The sequence below is a fragment of the Aquimarina litoralis genome, assembly GCF_019295435.1.
In the GTDB taxonomy this organism is placed as follows: domain Bacteria; phylum Bacteroidota; class Bacteroidia; order Flavobacteriales; family Flavobacteriaceae; genus Aquimarina; species Aquimarina litoralis_A.
In genome coordinates this window covers 125,490-146,009 of sequence record NZ_WEKL01000001.1, presented here as the reverse complement: position 1 = coordinate 146,009, position 20,520 = coordinate 125,490, and the positions used below count along the sequence as shown (strand labels likewise).

Genomic DNA, 20,520 nt, shown 5'->3' with positions numbered 1-20,520 from the left:
TTATTTTAACTCTGCTTTGATGTTCTGCATTAATTCTTTACCTCCATTATTTAAAATCTCTTCAGCGCACAATACACCAAAATCCTTCTTATTCTTAATTGAGGTTGTTTTCTCTATTTCAATCTTTTCCTTTCCATCTAAACTAAACAGAGCTCCTACAAAATGAATTTGATCCTCATTGATTTTTGCCAAAGCACCAATAGGTGCAGTACAACCACCTTCTAACTTCCTCAAAAATTCTCGTTCTATGTGTACACAAATTTTGGACTCTAGATGATTTAGTTCTGAAAGTGCTTCTAGGCAATAGGAATCGTTTTCTTTAGCCACTACCAACATAGCTCCTTGAGCTGGAGCTGGAACCATCCAATCAAGATCTAAATATTCCTTTGGTTTTAAGTTAATTCTTTCTAATCCAGCGGCAGCAAAAATCGCTCCATTCCAATCACCATCTTTTAACTTTTGCATCCTGGTATTCACATTACCTCTAAGGTCCTCAACATCATGAGTTGGGTATTTATGTAGCCACTGAGCTTTCCTTCGTAAACTTCCAGTTGCAATTGTTCCTTTTTCTTCTAAAAATTCAAGTCCTTTATGCAAAAGAATGTCCTGAACATTTGCCCTTTCTAAAACTGCAGCTTCTACAATACCTTTTGGCAATGCTGTTGGAACATCCTTCATAGAATGCACAGCAATATCTATATCATCATTGATCATAGCAACATCCAGTGTTTTAGTAAAAATACCAGTGATTCCTAATTCGTACAAAGGCTTATCTAAAATAATATCACCAGTAGATTTAACAGGAACAAGGACGGTTTTATATCCAAGGTTTTCTAATTTTTCCTGTACTGTACGAGCTTGCCACAGTGCCAATTCGCTATCTCTTGTACCAATTCGGATTGTTTTGTTTGTCACTATTTGTCTTGTATTTGGAATACTTTCTGAATCAACTCAATACTTTCGTCAGAAGCTGTATTTTCATCCTTGAGATGACTAGCGAAATGATTGGTTATTTTTTGTATAATTCGATCACTAATAATAGTAGCCTGTTCTTCGTTAAAATCCGCTATCTTTTTGCGTTGCAAATTGATTTCTGCATCTTTAAAAGAAGTCAACTTATTTTTTAGTGCTTTAATCGTTGGAGCAAACTTTCTAGTTTCTAACCAACTATCAAATTCTGATTTTACTTCTTCAATTATAGCTTCTGCCTTTGGTATATGTACTTTTCTTCGCTGTAAAGTATCATCAGTAATTTTAGACAAATCATCCATATGCACCAAAGTAACGTTAGGTAAATCCTTTACATTAGAATCCACATTCTTTGGAACCGATAAATCTAAAATTAATAGTGGTTTATCTGTATTGATACTTTCTTTTGTAATTGTAGGGTTTTGTGCTCCGGTAGATACGATTAACACATCAGATTGATTTACCTCTTCTTTAAGATTTTCAAAGTCTTTCACAATAAGATTGAACTTTCCAGCAACCTTTTCAGCTTTGTCTCTAGTTCTATTGATTAGAACAATGTGATCATTCTTGGTGTGCTTTACCAAATTTTCGCACGTATTTCTACCGATTTTTCCAGTACCAAAAAGTAATATATTTTTATCCGAAACGTATGGTACTCTAGCCAAAATGTATTGGACAGCAGCAAAACTTACAGAAGTTGCTCCACTAGATATTTCAGTTTCATTCTTAATCCTTTTACTAGCTTGAATCACTGCATTCGTTAAGCGTTCCAGAAAAGGATTGATCATTTGTATTTTCTTCGAAACTCTGAATCCTGCCTTTATTTGACCAATAATTTCAAAATCTCCTAAAATCTGACTATCCAAACCAGTACCTACTCTAAAGAGATGATTTACTGCCTTACTATTTTTATGAACGTAGGCAACTTTTTCAAACTCTTCTACTGTTCCAACAGTATGTTTGCACAAAAGTTTTATTAATTGAAATGGATGCTGAGCAAAACCGTATAATTCAGTACGATTGCAAGTGGACATTACTAAAAGACCTTCTATTCCATCTTCTTTAGCTTCTTCTAGAACTAGGCTTTTAGCATCTTCGGTAAGACTAAAATGACCACGCACTTCAGCATCAGCCTTTTTGTAGCTGAGACCAATAGCATAAAAATGTGTTCCTTTCGTACGTAGGTGAGGTTCCATCGGGCTGTCTCAATTTTTCCGTAGCAAAAATATCCTACATCTAGTGTAAAAAATAACGCTTAAAGGTTTTTAAGTATCGAAATGGGTTGTTTATTTCCAGAAATAAGGCAAATCGGGTAAAAACACCTATTTTTGTATAGATCCCAAAGATTACAAAACAAATAATTTAGATTTATTCTAAATAAATATCATATGGAATATGGAAATACAGTTAAAAAATAACGCTCCAGGCATATTGGAAGAAACCATGATAGAGGATGGATTCTTTATTCTAAAGTTTCAAAACGAAACTAATGATATTCAACGAATTATAAGAGATATCAATAGCAGTTACATTCAATTTCATTTTTGTGTAAAAGGAAATACGAAGTTTAATTTTAACAATGGAAGCTATTCGATACCGTTACCGGCTAAAAAATCGCTTTTATTGTATAATCCACAAAGAGATCTTCCTATGAATTTAGAAATGGAAAAAGATTCGTGTCTGATTTCTTTGATTATTTCTATTAAAAAATTTCATTCTCTATTTTCTAAAGAAGCTGATTACATTCCATTTTTAGGAGAGGGTAACCGCGATAAAAAATATTACACGGATGCCGACATTTCTCCTTCTATGACTGTAGTTTTAAATCAAATTTTAAATTACAACTTACATAAGTCAATTAAACTTCTATATTTCAAAGGGAAGTCATACGAATTACTTAGTTTATATTTTAATAAACCTGAAGATGCAGATATAGATCAATGTCCATTTCTTGTAGATGAAGAAAATGTTCTTAAAATAAAACAGGCTAAAGAAATTATCATTTCTAGAATGGCTGAGCCTCCAACTCTTCAGGAGTTATCGAAAGAAATAGGATTACCTCTAGGAAAACTGAAAGATGGATTTAAGCAAATCTATGGAGAACCTGTATTTGCATTTCTTTTTGACTATAAAATGGAAGTAGCACGCCAATTATTAGCCTCTGGAAGTCACAATGTAAATGAAGTTGGCTTAAAGGTAGGATATAGCACCGCCAGCCATTTTATAGCAGCTTTTAAAAAGAAATTTGGCACCACTCCAAAAAAGTATGTGATGAACCTGAGTTAACATTGTCTCTACGATTCTTTTACAGGAATACCTTCTCCCTTTTGTAAAGAAACTATGGAATCATACATTCCTCTATCGTCAACATCTGGATCTGCCAAAACAGAAACAAACTCAAAATGTTCTAACAATTCTAAGATAAATGGTAGTTTATCTTTTTCTACGTCTACAATAATACGTTTCATGTCAATGCTTTTTTGATCTTATAAAAATAAGAAAATATTATCTGAGACTCTTCTGTTTATTACATTTTAACGTGTGCTCAATAATTTCAGTAATGATTGTTAAAATAAGATTTGTACGCCCCAATTAACAATTACAATTAGTAATTCCTAGATCATTAAGTCTTATTATAATTTTATGATCTATCCATAGAATAGTTTGTATTTTTACCTCTCGAAAAAGAAAAACTATGAGTAAAGGTGTACTTCTTGTTAACTTGGGATCTCCTGATAGTACGAATCCAAAGGACGTAAAGAAATATCTTGGTGAGTTTTTAATGGATCCAAGAGTCATAGATGTTCCTTTATGGGCCAGAACATTATTGGTAAAAGGAATAATTCTAAATACCCGTCCAAAAAAATCTGCAGCTGCCTATAAAAAAATATGGTGGGATGAAGGTTCTCCTTTAATTGTTCTTTCTGAAAGATTGCAAAAAAAAGTTGCTGAGCGTACTACAATTCCTGTCGGACTAGCGATGCGATACGGTTCTATGAGCATTCTAAAAGGATTACAAGAATTGCATGAAAAAGGGGTCGATGAAGTGCTGATTGTTCCTTTATATCCTCAATTCGCAATGGCTACTACTGAAACTATTTTAGTACTTGCTGAAGAATTGAGAAAAGAACATTTTCCTCATATGAAAATCTCCGATATTCCTGCATTTTATAACAAAAAGGAATATATCGACGTATTAGCTACTAGCATTTCCGAACACTTAGGAGGTGTTGAATATGATCATCTTTTATTTAGTTACCACGGTGTTCCTGAGAGACATATTAGAAAAAGTGATGTCAGCAATGGAAACTGTAAAATGGATGGAAAATGCTGTTTTAAGAAAGGTTCAGTACAACATGAATTCTGCTATCGTCATCAATGCGAAATGACCACAGTTCAGGTAGCTAAAAAATTAGGACTCAAAAATGGAACTTATTCTACTTCGTTCCAATCCAGATTAGGTTTTGATCCCTGGTTACAACCTTATACAGATAGAACTATAGAAAGAATGGGGAAAGAAGGTCTTCAAAAAATGGCCATCGTTACTCCAGCCTTTGTATCTGACTGCTTAGAAACCTTAGAAGAAATCGCTATGGAAGGTGAAGAAATTTTCCATGAAGTTGGTGGAAAAGAATTTACAACAATTCCTTGTTTGAATGATCGCGATGACTGGGCGGATGTACTTGGAAACTGGGTAAATGAATGGGTTGAAGAAAAAATTCCAGTGCAATAATGGCAAAAGCAAGCTCAGAAGCTTTAGGAACTAAACCCATCGGAAAACTACTTATTCAGCAGGCAGTACCAGCCTCTATTGGAATATTGGTCATGTCTCTAAATATGATTGTAGATACTGCCTTCCTAGGAAACTGGATAGGTGGTCTTGCAATTTCTGCAGTTCAAGTGGTCATTCCTTTTACTTTTTTTATTGGTGCGATTGGATTAGCTATAGGAATTGGAGGAAGTTCGGTATTATCCAGAGCCTTGGGTTCTGGAGATCAGGAAAAAGCATTACGAGTTTTTGGTAATCAAACCACCTTAACTTTTTTAATATCAGGATCTCTGGCTTTAATAGGACTGATTTTTCAAGATTTTTTTATAGGTTTTCTAGGAGCTGAAGAATCTTTTAAAGAGTATGCACTTATTTATTATAGAATAGTACTCTACGGCATTGTTATGCTTTCTATGTCTATGATGGGCAACAATGTAATCCGTGCAGAAGGAAAACCAACATTTGCAATGGTAGCAATGATATTACCTGCAATTGGTAATATTTTTCTAGATTATATCCTGATTAATGTACTAGGCTACGGAATGGAAGGTGCCGCATGGGCTACTTTTATAAGTTATGCGATTTGCTTTGGCTTTATATTGTGGTTTTTTATTGTTAAAAGCGAATTGCCTCTTAACGCTGAATCTATCAAACTAAAAAAGTCTATTGTAAATGAAATTAGCGGACTTAGTTTTGTTACTCTTGCCAGACAAGGCACAATTGCAGTATTAGGGATTTTACTAAATAACGTTCTAGGAAATTATGGTGATGAATTGGATATTGCTTCGTATGGTATTATAAGAACAGTCTTAATGTTCTCTCTTTTTCCTGTGATTGGAGTCAATCAAGGTTTTATGCCTATTGCAGGATATAATTATGGAGCCAAAAAATTTCAAAGAGTTAGAGAATCTATTAATACATCCATTACGTATGGAGGAATATTAGCAATTCTTATATTCCTGATAATAATGGTTTTTCCTCATCAGTTTATTTCTATTTTCGTAAGTACCAAAGAATCTCTTGATCCAGAAACTCTTGCCAACAATAAAGAAATTCTTCAAAGAACACCCTCAGCCCTTAGAATTGTGTTTTTAGCTACTCCAGTAATTATAGTACAGCTTATCGGTTCAGCTTATTTCCAATCCATTGGAAAGGTGATTCCTGCCTTACTTTTAAGCTTAACAAAACAAGGATTCTTTTTGATCCCTCTTATTATAATGCTCCCTCCTTTTCTTGGCGTTCTTGGTGTTTGGATAGCTTTTCCTATTGCTGATGTACTTTCTACAATAGTAACAGGCTATTATTTAAATAGAGAGGTTAGAAAAACATTAGCACTTCCAAAAGTTACTTAATCAAGATATTTCTTGTAACATGATCAAACCTTAACTGCAAGCTAAGGTTAAAATTACGTGAAAATCTTTTTCAATAAGCATTTATTCCAGATTTTAGTAGACCGTCAAATCTACACAAACATTAATCTATCTTATTAGGTATAAACTATAAACTCAACTAAATGTACTCAAGAATCATCAAACTTACGCTTATTGCATTTCTCGTAATAGGCAATTTTTCATCAGTAAATGCACAAACGTATAAGGAAGAACTTTATGACGCCTTAGAATATAGACTAGTAGGACCTTTTAGGGGTGGACGAAGTGCTGCCGTTACAGGTGTTCCAGGAAAACCAAATTTGTTTTATTTCGGTGCTACAGGTGGTGGTGTCTGGAAAACTACGGATGGAGGAAGAACTTGGGAAAACATATCAGATGGTTTTTTTGGGGGTTCCGTTGGTTCCATTTCAGTATCCAAAAGTGATCCTAATGTGATCTATGTTGGTGGTGGTGAAAAGACGCTTAGAGGAAACGTATCCTCCGGTTATGGTGTTTGGAAAAGTGTCGATGCTGGAAAAACATGGACACAATCAGGTTTACCTAAAAGTAGACATATTCCAAGAATAGCTATTCATCCAACCAATCCGGATATTGTATACGCAGGTGTTTTAGGAAACATCTATAAGCCAACTCAAAACAGAGGTGTTTATAAAAGTACTGATGGTGGAAAAACATGGAACAAAGTACTTTTCGCAAATCAAGATGCTGGTGCAGTCGATCTTACTTTAGATCCAAACAATCCTAGAATAATATACGCATCTACCTGGAATGCCAGAAGAACACCATATAGTTTAAGTTCTGGTGGAGATGGTTCCGCTTTATGGAAAAGTACTGATAGCGGAAAAACATGGAAGGAAATTTCAAAAAATAAAGGCTTTGCCAAGGATACGTTGGGGATCATAGGTGTTACCGTTTCACCAGTGAATAGTGAAAGAATTTGGGCTATCGTAGAAAATAAAGAAAAAGGTGGGGTTTATCGTAGTGAAGATGGTGGCGAAACTTGGAATCTTTTAAATAGTGATCGTAGTCTTCGCCAACGCGCTTGGTATTACACGAGAATTTATGCAGATCCTAAGGATAAAGATGTAGTATATGTTGTGAATGTTTCATACCATAAAAGTAAAGATGGTGGAAAAAACTTTAGTAGCTTCAGAGCTCCACATGGAGATCATCACGATCTTTGGATAGCTCCGGAGAACCCAAAAAGAATGGTAATAGGTGATGATGGTGGTGCACAAATTACTTATGATGGCGGTGAAACTTGGAGCACCTATCATAATCAACCAACATCGCAATTCTATAGAGTGACTACGGATAATAGTTTTCCATATAGAATTTATGCTGCTCAACAAGATAATTCTACTATAAGAATTAATCATAGAAGTACTGGATGGTCAATTTCTGAAGACGATTGGGAATCTACTGCAGGAGGAGAATCCGCACATATTGCTGTAGACCCAAAAAATAATGATATTGTATACGGAGGTAGTTATGATGGTTTTCTTACCAGAGTAAACCACAAAACTGAGACCGTTAGATCAATTAGTGTTTGGCCGGACAACCCGATGGGACATGGAGCTGAAGACATGAAGTATCGTTTTCAATGGAATTTCCCAATTATGTTTTCAAAACATAACCCTAATAGATTATATACATTCTCTAATCAAGTTCATGTAACAGAAAATGAAGGACAAAGCTGGGAAGTAATCAGCCCAGATCTTACAAGAAACGATCCTAGTAAACTAAAATCTTCTGGAGGTCCTATCACTCAGGATAATACATCCGTAGAATATTACTGTACCATTTTTGCAGCTGCAGAAAGTCCTCTCAAAGAAGGGCTTTTATGGACGGGTAGTGATGATGGATTAGTTCATGTAAGTAAAGATGGTGGAAAAAATTGGAGTAATGTAACTCCAAAGGGAATGCCAGAATGGATGATGATCAATAGTATAGAACCAAGTCCTTTTAATGAAGGTACTTGCTATATTGCCGGAACTCGATATAAATCTGGTGATTTCGCACCGTATCTATACAAGACTACTAATTATGGACAGTCTTGGACAAAAATAACCACAGGAATTCCAAGTGAACACTTTACCAGAGTACTTCGAGCAGATCCTAAACGAAAAGGGTTATTATACGCAGGCACAGAGACTGGAATGTACATTTCATTTGATGATGGCTCAAATTGGAAACCTTTCCAGTTAAATTTACCCATAGTTCCTATCACTGATTTAGCACTAAAAGACAATAATTTAGTGGTTGCTACGCAAGGAAGAAGCCTTTGGATCATTGATGATCTAACAGTTCTTCATCAATTAAACAATACAATAGCTACTCAAAACTATACTCTTTTTAAACCAAAAGACACATATAGAATGCGTGGTGGTAGTTTCAAAGATTCTAAAACTGCTGGAACAAATCATCCAAGTGGCGTAATTACATATTTTAATCTTAAAAAGTTTGATAAGAAAAAAGATACGGTTGCTCTGACATATTTTAATACCAAAGGAGACACTATTGCTTCTTTTAGCACTAGCGCAAAGGAGAAAAAACATCAATTAAAAGATCTAGAAGAAGGAGCAAATCAATTTAATTGGAATATGCGTGGTGAAGGAGCCGAAAAATTAAAAGGAATGATCTTGTGGTGGGCAAGTCTTGATGGACCAAAAGCGGTTCCAGGAACTTATAAAGTAAGCTTAAACGTTAATGGAAAAGAAGTTTCTCAACCCTTCACCATTTTAGCAGATCCAAGAGCAGAAGCTACGCCTCAGCAAATGCAACAGCAGTTTGATTTTATTACTGATGTAAATAAAACAGTGGATAAAGCACACCAGTCGATTAAAAAGATCAGAAAAATCAATACGCAACTAAAATCGTTCTCCAAACAATATAAAGATGATGAAAAAACAAAGGATTTAGTAACCAAAGCTAAAGATCTACAAAAACAATTTGGAGAAATTGAAAAAGCACTATATCAAACTAAAAATAGAAGCGGTCAAGATCCATTAAATTTCCCAATAAAACTAACCAATAAACTTGGTCATTTAAATTCTTTGGTAGGAATGGGTGATTTCGGTCCAACAGCTCAGGATATTGCCGTGAAGAACGAATTGACTAAGCAAATAGAGACACAATTAAATCTATTTGACAAATTAATTTCAGAAGAAATAAAAAGCTTTAATTCAGAATTCAATACCTTGCAGCTCAATTACCTTTTTGTAGAATAACGCATGCAAGAATATTATGATTACATAAAAGCCCTGCACCTGATCTTTGTGATCACCTGGTTTGCAGGGCTCTTTTATATCCCTAGATTATTTATTTATCAAATAGAAGCTTCCGAAAAACCTTCTCCAGATAAAGAAATATTAGGAAGTCAATTAAAATTAATGGCCAAACGTCTTTGGTTCATTATTACGTGGCCTTCAGCTATTTTAGCAACTATTTTTGCCATCTGGTTACTATTATTACGACCTGGAATTTTACATAATGGTTGGATGCACGTAAAACTAGGATTCGTTGTTTTACTTTGGTTATACCACCTAAAAAGTCATCAGATTTTTAATCAACTACAAAATGGAATCGTAAAATGGACTTCCAATCAAATGAGATTATGGAATGAAGGTGCTACTATTATTCTTTTTGCTGTGATATTTTTGGTTATTGTAAGAGATGCGGTTAATTGGATTTATGGTGTTATCGGAATCTTATTATTGGCTGTTCTTTTAATGCTAGGAATCAAATTTTACAAAAGAGTGAGAGATAAAAACCAGAATGCTTAATTGAGTTTCACTTCAAAGACATACAAGTCAAAAAACAATCAAATTATCACCATTAGACATGCCGTGCCCGATGATGCCCAAGAATTACGAGAACTAAAACTACAATACTTAAAAAATACTCAGACCATACCATTATTCGATTTTGAATATCCTAATGATACTGATCAGGAAAGAGAAATGATCGAACGATATCAATCTGAAAAGAACAGTATTATTCTCGTAGCATCAATCGAAAATATTATGGTTGGTAATATTGATCTTACAGGTAGCTGGAGAAAGAAAATGGAACACACGGCAATGATTGGTATGGGAGTTCATACAAAATGGCAAAATCAAGGTATAGGAACGCTACTACTTCAAAATACTTTGGATTGGGCAAAAGAAAACCCAATTGTACATATAGCCTGGCTAGAAGTATATGCTTCCAACACTTCTGGAATTGCTTTGTATCATAAAATGGGATTTCAACAAGTGGGACGAATTCCAAATTTTTTCCTTGAAAAAGGAAGATACATTGATAAAATTATAATGAATAAGGACGTTTCAAAAAACTCAACATCCTGAACTACATAACCTTTACCTTATATACTTACACAAATGTAAATTCATAACACCTCAACTTCTAACAAAGAAAATCACTATAGAAGTAAAATCACTACACAACAAAACTCATTTAAATTTACGGTTATTTAAATATGAATTTCCCCATTTTCAGGGATGACTACAGAATATTTAATTTCTAGTTTTATCAAAAAAAAGATGAAACTTAGGGTTTTTGTGATTCTGGGAGTGCTAGTTTTCTTTGTAGCACTCATCATTTTCTTACTGCAGTCATTTACTTTTTATAATATCACAACTGCAAAATTGTTTAAAAGTTCTGAATTTGAAGAATATCCATTCATGGAAGAAGGAACATCATCAAAAAATTATATTATGAAACGTATGTCTTTTAGCAATAATCGATTACCAACCATAGTATATAATACTGAAAAAAACTTTTTTCTTGTCTACAATTATCATGATAAAGTACTAAAAATTAATGCTGAGGGAGAAGAAATTTTCTCAACTCCGCTTCTACCTGGTATGGAGTTCCCAGAATATTCTTCTTTTCTATTTACTCAAAACGAAGTATATGATTTTACACAAGATATAGTAGAACCCGAATATTTCAAGGAAGTAATTAATAAAAATCAGGAATTGTCATTAGATAAGTGGCAACAGGTGTACACCAAACTTTATAAGGATTCATCCGAAGTACTTTACGGAGAGTCGCTACCTCATCCTCAATCCGGATTTCTTATATATTGTAAAATAAATGGAAGTTGGATCAAATTGTATTCTCCAAAAAATAAAAAACACTATATCAGAGGTGGTCATGTTCATAAAGATAGAGATATATTACCAGCAAAGTTCACACCTTTGGTGCTTCTAAAAGACATAAAAAACAACAAATATTCTAATGATTGGAGTATCGATGATTTTGATGAAGGCCGAAAAAATCTTAGTTATTACAATCAAAAATATCGAGAAAAAGACAACATTTCTGTTATGTCCTATTGGAAAACTGGACAATTAGAAACCGCGCCATTTGGCTTTGACGCCATTGAATATTATAATCTCACAATTGATGGAGAAACTCTCAAGTTTAAGGAATCTGCTATAAAAGGTATTCTTGGTAATTGGATACGATATATAGATCAATACGCATTACCGATAGATTATGAAAAAAAATCTAATGTATTATTTCTACGATATAGTTATTTAAGTAATATGAACTTCGATCGGAGTAAAGGAGTGTATATTATTAAGAAAAAAAAGAATTAAATTCCTTTCTTCCTTGTAGACTTACAGATTAGCACATAATATCGGGAGAACTGAACAAGAAAAGTATGCAAAAACTTTAATTATAGAATAATAACATCATAAACCTCCTTAAAGAACATGATTTATTGCATTTATCCTGATCTTTTTACATTCTTAATTCCGACTTCGTAATTACTTTGTATCTTCGTGTAATTTTTTAACCGAGTACTGATATACGCATATGATTAAATCCATGACAGGTTTTGGGAAGTCAATCCTTCAACTTCCAACAAAGAAAATCACAATAGAAGTAAAATCTCTGAATAGCAAAAACCTAGATTTAAACGCTAGGATTCCTTCTCAGTACCGAGAAAAAGAGTTAGAAATGCGTAAAACCATTGCCAAAACATTGGTAAGAGGAAAAGTAGATTTTAGCTTATATGTTGAAGTAACTGGTGAAGAAAACTCCACTAAAATCAATAAAGATATTTTAATGGATTACGTTAAGCAGTTAGAATCCATTCATAATCCAGGTGATAGACTAGAAATCATAAAGATGGCTGTTCGTATGCCTGATGCCCTAAAAACTGAACGTGCCGAAATTGATGAAAAAGAATTTGTTGCTATAACAAAAGGATTAAACGATGCTTTAGATGCTATTGAAAGCTATCGAAATGATGAAGGAAAAGCATTAGAAAAAGATTTCAATATTAGAATCGAAAATATTGGAGATCTATTGCAAAAAGTAATAAAAATTGATCCAGAACGGATGGAATCTGTTAGAGAACGATTACATAAAGCTGTGTCTGAATTAAAAGAACAAGTCGATGAAAATCGTTTTGAGCAAGAGCTGGTATATTATTTAGAAAAGTTTGATATTACTGAAGAAAAAGTTCGACTAGCAAATCATCTAGAATATTTTAATACTACTTTAAACACAAAAGACTCTAATGGTAAGAAACTAGGTTTCATTACGCAAGAAATCGGAAGAGAGATTAATACTATCGGTAGTAAATCCAATTATGCTCCAATGCAACAATTGGTGGTACAGATGAAAGATGAATTAGAAAAAATCAAAGAACAATTGCTTAATATCTTATAATAACACATTAGCTATTTCTAAAATGTTAGCGTATTAAAAAACAATCCTTTACCCTATTGGGAAAACTTATATAAATGAAACAAGGAAAACTTATCGTACTATCTGCTCCATCTGGTAGTGGTAAAACTACATTAGTTAAATATTTACTTCATAAAGAAGAATTAAATCTTGATTTTTCTATATCTGCTGCTTCCAGAGAACCACGTGGAGGCGAAATACATGGAAAAGATTATTATTTTCTGTCATTACGAGAATTTAAAGACAAAATTAAGGCTGATGAGTTTTTAGAGTGGGAAGAAGTATATCGAGATAATTTTTATGGTACACTAAAAACAGAAGTTCAACGAATCTGGGATAAAGGGAAACATGTCATTTTTGATATCGATGTTGTTGGAGGATTAGACATCAAAAGAATCTATCCAGATAGAACGCTTGCCATATTTGTAAAACCTCCAAGCATAGAAGAGTTGAAGATTCGGTTAAAAAAACGAAAAACGGAATCTGAAGATAAAATCAATATGCGAGTAGCTAAAGCTTCTACAGAATTAGCAACAGCGCCTCAATTTGACGCTATCGTAACCAATGATGATTTAGAAAAAGCTAAGGAGGAAGTATTACAATTAGTGAAGAAATTTATTTTAGAATAAGTAAATTCCTTTCGAATGAAGAAGCAAATAGGTTTATACTTTGGCACATTTAACCCAATTCATATTGGTCATTTAGCAATTGCTAATCACATGGCCGAATATTCGGATTTAGACGAAATATGGATGGTAGTAACTCCTCACAATCCATTTAAAAAGAAAAACTCTCTTTTGGATAACAATCATCGTCTGGAAATGGTATATCGAGCTACAGAATCTTATCCTAAACTGCGTCCTAGCGACATTGAATTTAAACTACCTCAACCTAACTATACTGTTCATACCTTAGCACATCTTCAAGAAAAATATCCTGATGCCGAATTCCACCTGATTATGGGAGAAGATAATCTTAAAAGTTTTCACAAATGGAAAAACTATGACATCATTTTAGAGAATCATAACCTATATGTATATCCTAGAATATCTAATGGTATAATTGAGCATCAATTTAAGGATCATCCAAGAATCAATAAGGTTGACGCTCCGATAATGGAAATATCCTCTACTTTTATACGTAAAGCAATTCCTGAAGGTAAAAACATAATACCTCTACTTCCTAAAGAAGTATGGGAATATATCGATGAAATGAATTTTTATAAGTAATGTAAAAACTCTAATTTATAGTTCGTAGTTCTGAAAAAGTATAAATCGCCATATACTTTATAACATCCAAATTATAAAATTTTATACCCTAGAATTAACGAAAATGTCTCAAAATCAGAATCAAACAAGGTTAGTTCGTTTAATAAATCTCTTTTTAAGACATATCTTGCTTCAATACTATAGGTGTTTTTAAACTTAAACCCAACCCCAAATGCGAGATTATTACTAGAATTAATTTCGATATCATCACTCAATTCAAAATCTATTGATGAACTAAGATCTGTTGCAAAAACATAAGATACATTTGCAAACAGTTTTGATGAAGGAGATAAAAAGGAATAATACCTTACTCCCAAAGGAAACTCTATAGAATTATACGTAACCTCGGTGGTTTGCGTATTTCCTGGTGAAAATGTAAAGGTTTTAGAAGATGAGTATGATTGATAAGATGGTTCCAAAAGTAAAGACCATTTTTCTTTATTAAATGGAAGAATAAACTCTGCTTCTATTCCTATTCTTGGTCCTATTTTTTGACCAAATTCAAAGTTTCTTTGTTGAGCAGCTAATTCCTCTATTTCAAACGAAGATGAGTTGATACCTACTCGTAAGTTAATATTAAAAATATCCTTTCTTTTTTGCTTGCTTTTAACTTCAGTATTCGTTACGCCATCCTTTGAATTATAATTTTCAAAAAAACGAACTAAATCTCTTCTTTTATAATCTATTGATCTAAAGTAATTGGCTTTATATTTTTCAGAATTAAAACTTTCCCAAAGTTGAGATCTAAATCTCATATTATATTTAATTACACCGCCTTTTCCTCTATATACTTTATAGACCAATTGTGTTATTGGCAGACTGGTAGTTTTATAAAAATATCTAGACAAACCAAATTTCTGATAACTATATAATGTAGCTTCTCCCTCAACTAATACCTTAAGAAATACTTTTTGTTCTTCAAATACTGGTTCTTCAAAGGCATCTAAATTATTCAAATTAGTGCTGGATTTATCAATATTTACAATCGCCCTTACAAACTTGGTAGTACCTACAGCAAATTCCTTAATTTGATTTAATCCACCTTGTTCAATATTAGAATTCTCAGTTAATTTATATTGAAATTCCGATGGATTATTGCCCCAATCAACGTTTTTAATCCAGCAAGTAATCTTTTCATTTGTATTATTGACAATATACCCTTTCTCGAATTTGATTTGTGAATACATTATAGAATTCAATAATAGTGCAATGGAACAAAAAATAAGGTTTCTCATTATTATTTTAAATAAGGTTTCTGTATTAATTTATATGTAAGTGTCATATAAAGTAGAAATGTTACTACATAATTCTTTATTTTAATCTACCTGTGGATGAATTTTTACTTTTAAAGGATAGTATTTATCAAAAGAAACTTATACAATTCTTTTATAAAACAAACAGAGCCGAAATGGCTCTGCTTAAATCTCGTATTAATAATGCCACACGACAAATATTGTTTATTTTCCTGGAAAATCAGCTTTTCTTTTTTCAAGGAAGGCGGTAGTTCCCTCTTTAAAATCTAAAGTTCCGAAGCAATTACCAAACTCCTTAATTTCCGCTTTGAATCCATTTACACCATCTTCATAAGCTGCATTTACTGCATTAATTGCTGATGCTATAGCTACAGAGGAATTTCGCATTATTTTACTCGCTAGTTTTTCGGCAAGTGGCAACAATTCTTCCTGCGACACTACATGATTTACCAAACCATAATTCAAAGCTTGATTCGCATCAATCATTCCTGCAGTCATGATCATTTCCATGGCTCTTCCTTTTCCTACTAATTGCGGTAATCGTTGTGTCCCTCCGTATCCTGGTATTACACCAAGGGATACTTCTGGTAATCCCATTTTAGCATTATCACTTGCAATTCTAAAATGAGCAGCCATTGCTAATTCTAGTCCACCACCTAAAGCGAATCCATTAACCGCTGCAATTACAGGTGTTCCAAGATTTGCTACAAAATCAAAAAGTAATTCTTGTCCTTTAGCAGCTAATTGGCCTCCTTGCTCTACAGAAAAATTTGCAAATTCACTAATATCCGCTCCTGCTACAAATGCCTTTTCTCCACTTCCGGTAACGATAATAACCTTAGTTTTAGCATCTTTATTTGCTGTGTCAAAAGCTTCGTGCAATTCCTGTATAGTTTCCTTATTTAAAGCATTTAGCTTTGATGGTCGATTAATTGTAATCGTTGTAATACCCTCATTATGAGATGTGAGAATGTTAGTATACATTATTATATATATTGTTTGTTAGTATTTGCGATCTCTTTCAAAGTATAAATAGAAATACATTCCTATACCGAAATCTTCTACATCCGTAGACACCAATCTCCAGCCGTCTTTAGAATACTCATCTAATTTCTCCTGAATATCTTTTGAAGATGCTTTTAAAATATGTTCCTTATCCAATGTTAGTTTAGAATAGTAAATCAAAGATTCTAGCTTGTACTCTTTCACAGATTTCATTTTTTATTGATCAGACTTCATTTTTGGAAATTTTACCTTAAAAACAGTTCCCTTTCCTTCCTGTGAGGTAAAGGTAATACTTCCTTTATAGGTTTCCACAATATTTTTCACCATTCCGAGTCCTAGTCCCATACCACTGGTTTTGGTGGTGAATTTTGGTTCAAAGATTTTCTTCTTATTTTCTTCAGAAATACCCACACCATTATCAGCTACAGTGATAACTACATCCTCTTTTTCTGTAAAAACATTCACTATAATCTTTGGGGTTTCATCCTCAGATATTGCTTGGATAGCATTTTTAACAAGATTCGTAACTACTCTAATTAATTGTGTTCTATCAAATTTTGCTATGATCTCTTCTTCCTTCTCTGAAGGAAAAACAATATATCCTTCATTAAATATATCCAATGCAAGTCCTACAATTTTCACAACATTCAATGTCTCACTTTTTTGCGCAGGCATTTGCGCAAAATTAGAGAATGCAGAAGCTATAGAACTCATTGTATCAATCTGTTGTATTAACGTATCACTATACTCCTTTACTTTTTGTTCTATATTAGGATCCTGTGGGTTAAATTTTCGTTCAAAACTCTGTACTGTTAAACGCATCGGAGTTAGCGGGTTTTTAATTTCATGAGCAACTTGCTTAGCCATCTCTCGCCACGCTGCTTCACGTTCACTTTTTGCTAACATTGCAGCACTTTCTTCCAATTCATCAATCATACTATTATAGGCATTTACGAGTGAATAGATCTCATCACTGGAATCGCCAATACGAATTCTTTTATTTCTCTTGTCCAAACGAGTTTGATCAATCGTATCAGAAATGGTCTTGAGTGAACGAGTTATATACTTTGAAAGGAAGTATGCTAAAATTATTGCGATCAAAAGCATCAATAAATATACTTGCCCAAGTCTTTTCAGAGATTCCCATAATTCTCGAGAGAAAAAGTTATCATCTTCTAAATAAGGTAAGTTAAGTATTGCAAGTGGTTTCGCTTTATCATCTTTTATATAGGTGTAAGATGATAGAAAATGTTCTCCATTCTTTTCAGAAACACCTAAATATCTCTTTTCATATCCACTTCCTAATGTATCGATAATATGGTTGTTCAAAATTCTATCGACAGTATCATTTACAAAGGTTTCTTCGGATTTTATCAATAATTTTCCCGATAAACTATAAATGTTTACTGGTAAAGTATGCTCTTGAGAAATCTGATGAATTCTATTTTTTTCTCTAAAGATTAATAATACATTTTCTTCTGTAACCGGATATGTTGTGCTGCGCAAAGCGTTATCTATGGCAATTTTAATTCGTTCTTCTTTTCTTTCTAAACGTTCTCGGTGATATTCTTCGGCCTCTTCTTTATATTGATAAACTGTAATGGCAGCAACCAAAACTGAAGCCAACAGAACTAATACTGTCATAGAAATAAAAATCCTTGTTCTAAGGGATAGTTTGGTAAGCTTCATAGTATTCTTTGAAACGTAAAGATAGCAAATATCACACCAAAATGGACTTTATCCAAGTCAAGAGGTATCACTGTTTTATTTCTAGGAATTAATTAAATTTACTTAGATTTGAATCTATGGATACTTCTCCTCTACTCTCTGTTAAAAATCTTAATGTTTCTTTTTCTTCTCAAAGAAAAGAAACACAAGTATTGTTTGACATTTCGTTCGACATAAATTCTAATGAGATTTTAGGGGTAGTAGGTGAATCTGGAAGTGGAAAATCAGTTACTTCTTTGGCAATTATGGGGTTACTTCCTTCAAAAAATGCAGAAGTTTCAGGCAAAATTTTTTACGATAATCAAGCATTACTTGATCTTGATAAGAAAAAATTACGTTCCATTCGTGGCAATGAGATCGCAATGATTTTTCAGGAACCTATGAGTTCTTTAAATCCTTCTATGAAATGTGGAAAACAGGTAATTGAAATTCTACTACAGCATACCAAAATTTCCAAATTAGATGCAAAAAAAGAGGTATTATCTTTATTCGAAAAGGTAAAACTTCCTGATGTTTCCAGAGCCTATAATTCTTATCCCCATGAACTAAGCGGAGGTCAGAAACAACGTATTATGATAGCGATGGCTATTGCTTGCAAACCCAAGTTATTGATTGCCGATGAACCTACAACAGCATTAGATGTAACAGTTCAAAAAGAAATTATCGCATTATTAAAAGAGTTACAGAAGGAATTTGAAATGAGCATTCTTTTTATTTCTCATGATCTCTCTTTAGTATCCGAAATAGCGGACAATGTATTAGTTGTTTATCAGGGAAAAATGGTCGAATACAATTCTACTCAAGAAATATTTACCAATCCCCAAAAAGAATATACCAAAGCACTGATTTCAGCCAGACCATCATTAGATGTGCGATTAAAGAAGTTACCTACCATATCGGATTTTCTAAATGCCCAAAATGACGAAATACAATTGATCAGTAAAGAAGATCGAAAGGAACATCATAAAGAAATATATAGCAAACCTCCCTTACTTGAAGTAAAAAATGTAGAAAAATCTTTTTTTACAAAAGCTGGATTATTTGGCAAAAAGGAATTCAAGGCAGTTGATAAAGTTAGTTTCCAATTGTTCGAAGGAGAAACTTTAGGACTTGTTGGGGAATCTGGTTGTGGTAAATCTACTTTAGGGAATACTATTTTACAATTAGACAAAGCCAATCAAGGAGAAATTTTATATCGAGGTCAGGATATTACTAAAATCTCATCTTCTCAAATACGAAGTCTCCGAAAAGAAATACAGTTGATATTTCAAGATCCATTTGCTTCGTTAAATCCAAGGTTGCCAATCGGCAAAGCTATTATGGAACCCATGAAAGCTCATAATTTATATGCTGATGATAAAGAACGAAAAGAAAAAGTAATTAGTCTTTTAGAACGTGTAGGGTTGGATCCTTCCTATTTTAACAGATACCCTCATGAATTTAGTGGAGGACAACGTCAGAGAATTGGAATTGCTAGAACTATTGCGCTTCAACCAAAATTAATTATCTGTGATGAATCAGTAAGCGCTTTGGACATTTCTGTACAGGCACAGGTATTAAATTTACTGAATGAGTTAAAAGAAAACTTTGGATTTACTTACATTTTTATTTCGCATGACCTTGCGGTTGTGAAATACATGTCAGATCAACTACTGGTTATGAATAAAGGAAAGATCGAAGAAAAAGGAGACGCTGATCTTATTTATGAAAACCCTCAAAAAGCATATACCAAAAAGCTTATCGATGCCATTCCTAAAGGAATTTAGTTTCTTACTATCATATCTCTTAATATTCTGAATTCATTAAAAATTGATTTTCTATAGGATATGTTTACCTAAATGCTTTCATCTATACTAAGTTTTAAACAACAAAACTTTAGACGATGAAAACAGAAATTTTTAAAAGCATCAGAAAAATAGCTCTAGCATCTGTTGTTATCCTTTTTATATCATGTGAAACTGACATCCCAGAAACAGATACAACGATTCCTAGTTTTTCATTTAATATTTCTGGAGATGGTTTTAATAGAACTTTTACTCAGGATGATGATTTTACAAGCTTACAGTTAAATTTACGTACAGACACCACATATGATTTTATCTTTTCTGGTGCAGACAGTGGCGGTGAAGAAAGAACTCCCCGGCTATATCCACATGATTACATAGAATTCTCTACAGAAATACTAGCACCTTGGGAAACTACATCTGTTACATTTCTTAGTAGTCTAGTTTATTGGGACGGAAACGAAGCGAACCCGACAACCGGAAATATATTAGCAGGGAAACTAGTAACCAATGGTGATTCTGTAAGCATATCATTTACTTTTTTAGTTAGAGATTTTGGAGGATTAGACGGTACATCTAATACTATTACCAAATCAATGAACATTTATATCGATGATCAAAACACAGAAGTAATCCTCCTATAGT

Annotated in this window: 19 protein-coding genes; 12 read left to right on the top strand and 7 right to left on the bottom strand. The window is 33.2% G+C overall.

The annotated features are described in order from the left end of the window. A complete protein-coding gene (gene hemC / locus GBO31_RS00645) occupies positions 1-915 on the bottom strand; it encodes a hydroxymethylbilane synthase (RefSeq protein WP_219006363.1) in 915 nt (304 codons plus the stop codon). Then, a complete protein-coding gene (gene hemA / locus GBO31_RS00640; RefSeq protein ID WP_219006362.1) occupies positions 915-2,165 on the bottom strand; it encodes a glutamyl-tRNA reductase in 1,251 nt (416 codons plus the stop codon). Before hemA ends, hemC begins: the two co-directional genes overlap by 1 nt. A gap of 199 nt (positions 2,166-2,364) precedes the next feature. Here hemA and GBO31_RS00635 point away from each other — a divergent pair, with 199 nt between their 5' ends. Continuing rightward, positions 2,365-3,255 carry a helix-turn-helix domain-containing protein gene (locus tag GBO31_RS00635; protein ID WP_219006361.1) on the top strand — a complete coding sequence of 297 codons (891 nt, stop codon included), beginning with the start codon at positions 2,365-2,367 and terminating at the stop codon, positions 3,253-3,255. 8 nt (positions 3,256-3,263) lie between these two features. On the opposite strand, the gene GBO31_RS00630 is transcribed toward GBO31_RS00635, so the two are convergent. After that, positions 3,264-3,437, bottom strand: a complete 174-nt coding sequence (locus tag GBO31_RS00630) for a hypothetical protein (protein WP_219006360.1) — start codon at positions 3,435-3,437, stop codon at positions 3,264-3,266. Between the two features lie 227 nt (positions 3,438-3,664). Here GBO31_RS00630 and hemH point away from each other — a divergent pair, with 227 nt between their 5' ends. The 9 genes from hemH (at position 3,665) to nadD (ending at position 14,066) form a co-directional block, all read left to right on the top strand. Further along, complete coding sequence (gene hemH / locus GBO31_RS00625) at positions 3,665-4,702, top strand: ferrochelatase (RefSeq protein WP_219006359.1); 1,038 nt, start codon at positions 3,665-3,667, stop codon at positions 4,700-4,702. Further along, a complete protein-coding gene (locus GBO31_RS00620) occupies positions 4,702-6,090 on the top strand; it encodes an MATE family efflux transporter (RefSeq protein ID WP_219006358.1) in 1,389 nt (462 codons plus the stop codon). The genes hemH and GBO31_RS00620 overlap by 1 nt, the downstream gene beginning before the upstream one ends. 161 nt (positions 6,091-6,251) lie before the next feature. Next, complete coding sequence (locus GBO31_RS00615) at positions 6,252-9,359, top strand: VPS10 domain-containing protein (RefSeq protein WP_219006357.1); 3,108 nt, start codon at positions 6,252-6,254, stop codon at positions 9,357-9,359. A gap of 3 nt (positions 9,360-9,362) precedes the next feature. Continuing rightward, positions 9,363-9,914 (top strand): CopD family protein, encoded by a 552-nt coding sequence (locus GBO31_RS00610; RefSeq protein ID WP_219006356.1) that lies wholly within the window; start codon positions 9,363-9,365, stop codon positions 9,912-9,914. Continuing rightward, on the top strand, positions 9,915-10,478 hold the full coding sequence (locus GBO31_RS00605) for a GNAT family N-acetyltransferase (protein ID WP_219006355.1): 564 nt from the start codon (positions 9,915-9,917) through the stop codon (positions 10,476-10,478). It abuts the gene before it with no gap. A gap of 195 nt (positions 10,479-10,673) precedes the next feature. Further along, positions 10,674-11,738 carry a hypothetical protein gene (locus GBO31_RS00600; RefSeq protein WP_219006354.1) on the top strand — a complete coding sequence of 355 codons (1,065 nt, stop codon included), beginning with the start codon at positions 10,674-10,676 and terminating at the stop codon, positions 11,736-11,738. A gap of 220 nt (positions 11,739-11,958) precedes the next feature. After that, a complete protein-coding gene (locus tag GBO31_RS00595) occupies positions 11,959-12,819 on the top strand; it encodes a YicC/YloC family endoribonuclease (protein WP_219006353.1) in 861 nt (286 codons plus the stop codon). Between the two features lie 74 nt (positions 12,820-12,893). Continuing rightward, positions 12,894-13,466 (top strand): guanylate kinase, encoded by a 573-nt coding sequence (gmk, locus tag GBO31_RS00590; protein WP_219006352.1) that lies wholly within the window; start codon positions 12,894-12,896, stop codon positions 13,464-13,466. A 15-nt stretch (positions 13,467-13,481) separates the two neighbouring features. Continuing rightward, complete coding sequence (gene nadD, locus GBO31_RS00585) at positions 13,482-14,066, top strand: nicotinate (nicotinamide) nucleotide adenylyltransferase (protein WP_219006351.1); 585 nt, start codon at positions 13,482-13,484, stop codon at positions 14,064-14,066. A gap of 71 nt (positions 14,067-14,137) precedes the next feature. On the opposite strand, the gene GBO31_RS00580 is transcribed toward nadD, so the two are convergent. From GBO31_RS00580 to GBO31_RS00565, 4 genes are all read right to left on the bottom strand, one after another. Then, entirely contained in the window at positions 14,138-15,340 is a 1,203-nt protein-coding gene (locus GBO31_RS00580; RefSeq protein ID WP_219006350.1) for an outer membrane beta-barrel protein, read from the bottom strand. Positions 15,341-15,562: 222 nt separating this feature from the next. Beyond that, complete coding sequence (locus GBO31_RS00575; protein WP_219006511.1) at positions 15,563-16,345, bottom strand: enoyl-CoA hydratase/isomerase family protein; 783 nt, start codon at positions 16,343-16,345, stop codon at positions 15,563-15,565. A gap of 15 nt (positions 16,346-16,360) precedes the next feature. After that, positions 16,361-16,576 carry a DUF4177 domain-containing protein gene (locus GBO31_RS00570; RefSeq protein ID WP_246615731.1) on the bottom strand — a complete coding sequence of 72 codons (216 nt, stop codon included), beginning with the start codon at positions 16,574-16,576 and terminating at the stop codon, positions 16,361-16,363. A 3-nt stretch (positions 16,577-16,579) separates the two neighbouring features. Further along, positions 16,580-18,052 carry a sensor histidine kinase gene (locus GBO31_RS00565; RefSeq protein ID WP_219006349.1) on the bottom strand — a complete coding sequence of 491 codons (1,473 nt, stop codon included), beginning with the start codon at positions 18,050-18,052 and terminating at the stop codon, positions 16,580-16,582. Positions 18,053-18,168: 116 nt separating this feature from the next. Here GBO31_RS00565 and GBO31_RS00560 point away from each other — a divergent pair, with 116 nt between their 5' ends. Together GBO31_RS00560 and GBO31_RS00555 are read left to right on the top strand one after the other, a co-directional pair. Next, positions 18,169-19,857 (top strand): ABC transporter ATP-binding protein, encoded by a 1,689-nt coding sequence (locus GBO31_RS00560; protein ID WP_219006348.1) that lies wholly within the window; start codon positions 18,169-18,171, stop codon positions 19,855-19,857. Between the two features lie 116 nt (positions 19,858-19,973). Further along, positions 19,974-20,519 (top strand): hypothetical protein, encoded by a 546-nt coding sequence (locus GBO31_RS00555; protein WP_219006347.1) that lies wholly within the window; start codon positions 19,974-19,976, stop codon positions 20,517-20,519. Position 20,520 lies beyond the last annotated feature (1 nt).

Excerpts from the sequence above, each read along its gene's own strand:
- hemA (WP_219006362.1), bottom strand. The coding sequence starts at position 2,165 with ATGGAACCTCACCTACGTACGAAAGGAACACATTTTTATGCTATTGGT.
- GBO31_RS00635 (WP_219006361.1), top strand. The coding sequence starts at position 2,365 with ATGGAAATACAGTTAAAAAATAACGCTCCAGGCATATTGGAAGAAACC.
- GBO31_RS00630 (WP_219006360.1), bottom strand. The coding sequence starts at position 3,437 with ATGAAACGTATTATTGTAGACGTAGAAAAAGATAAACTACCATTTATC.
- hemH (WP_219006359.1), top strand. The coding sequence starts at position 3,665 with ATGAGTAAAGGTGTACTTCTTGTTAACTTGGGATCTCCTGATAGTACG.
- GBO31_RS00620 (WP_219006358.1), top strand. The coding sequence starts at position 4,702 with ATGGCAAAAGCAAGCTCAGAAGCTTTAGGAACTAAACCCATCGGAAAA.
- GBO31_RS00615 (WP_219006357.1), top strand. The coding sequence starts at position 6,252 with ATGTACTCAAGAATCATCAAACTTACGCTTATTGCATTTCTCGTAATA.
- GBO31_RS00610 (WP_219006356.1), top strand. The coding sequence starts at position 9,363 with ATGCAAGAATATTATGATTACATAAAAGCCCTGCACCTGATCTTTGTG.
- GBO31_RS00600 (WP_219006354.1), top strand. The coding sequence starts at position 10,674 with ATGAAACTTAGGGTTTTTGTGATTCTGGGAGTGCTAGTTTTCTTTGTA.
- GBO31_RS00595 (WP_219006353.1), top strand. The coding sequence starts at position 11,959 with ATGATTAAATCCATGACAGGTTTTGGGAAGTCAATCCTTCAACTTCCA.
- gmk (WP_219006352.1), top strand. The coding sequence starts at position 12,894 with ATGAAACAAGGAAAACTTATCGTACTATCTGCTCCATCTGGTAGTGGT.
- nadD (WP_219006351.1), top strand. The coding sequence starts at position 13,482 with ATGAAGAAGCAAATAGGTTTATACTTTGGCACATTTAACCCAATTCAT.
- GBO31_RS00580 (WP_219006350.1), bottom strand. The coding sequence starts at position 15,340 with ATGAGAAACCTTATTTTTTGTTCCATTGCACTATTATTGAATTCTATA.
- GBO31_RS00570 (WP_246615731.1), bottom strand. The coding sequence starts at position 16,576 with ATGAAATCTGTGAAAGAGTACAAGCTAGAATCTTTGATTTACTATTCT.
- GBO31_RS00565 (WP_219006349.1), bottom strand. The coding sequence starts at position 18,052 with ATGAAGCTTACCAAACTATCCCTTAGAACAAGGATTTTTATTTCTATG.
- GBO31_RS00560 (WP_219006348.1), top strand. The coding sequence starts at position 18,169 with ATGGATACTTCTCCTCTACTCTCTGTTAAAAATCTTAATGTTTCTTTT.
- GBO31_RS00555 (WP_219006347.1), top strand. The coding sequence starts at position 19,974 with ATGAAAACAGAAATTTTTAAAAGCATCAGAAAAATAGCTCTAGCATCT.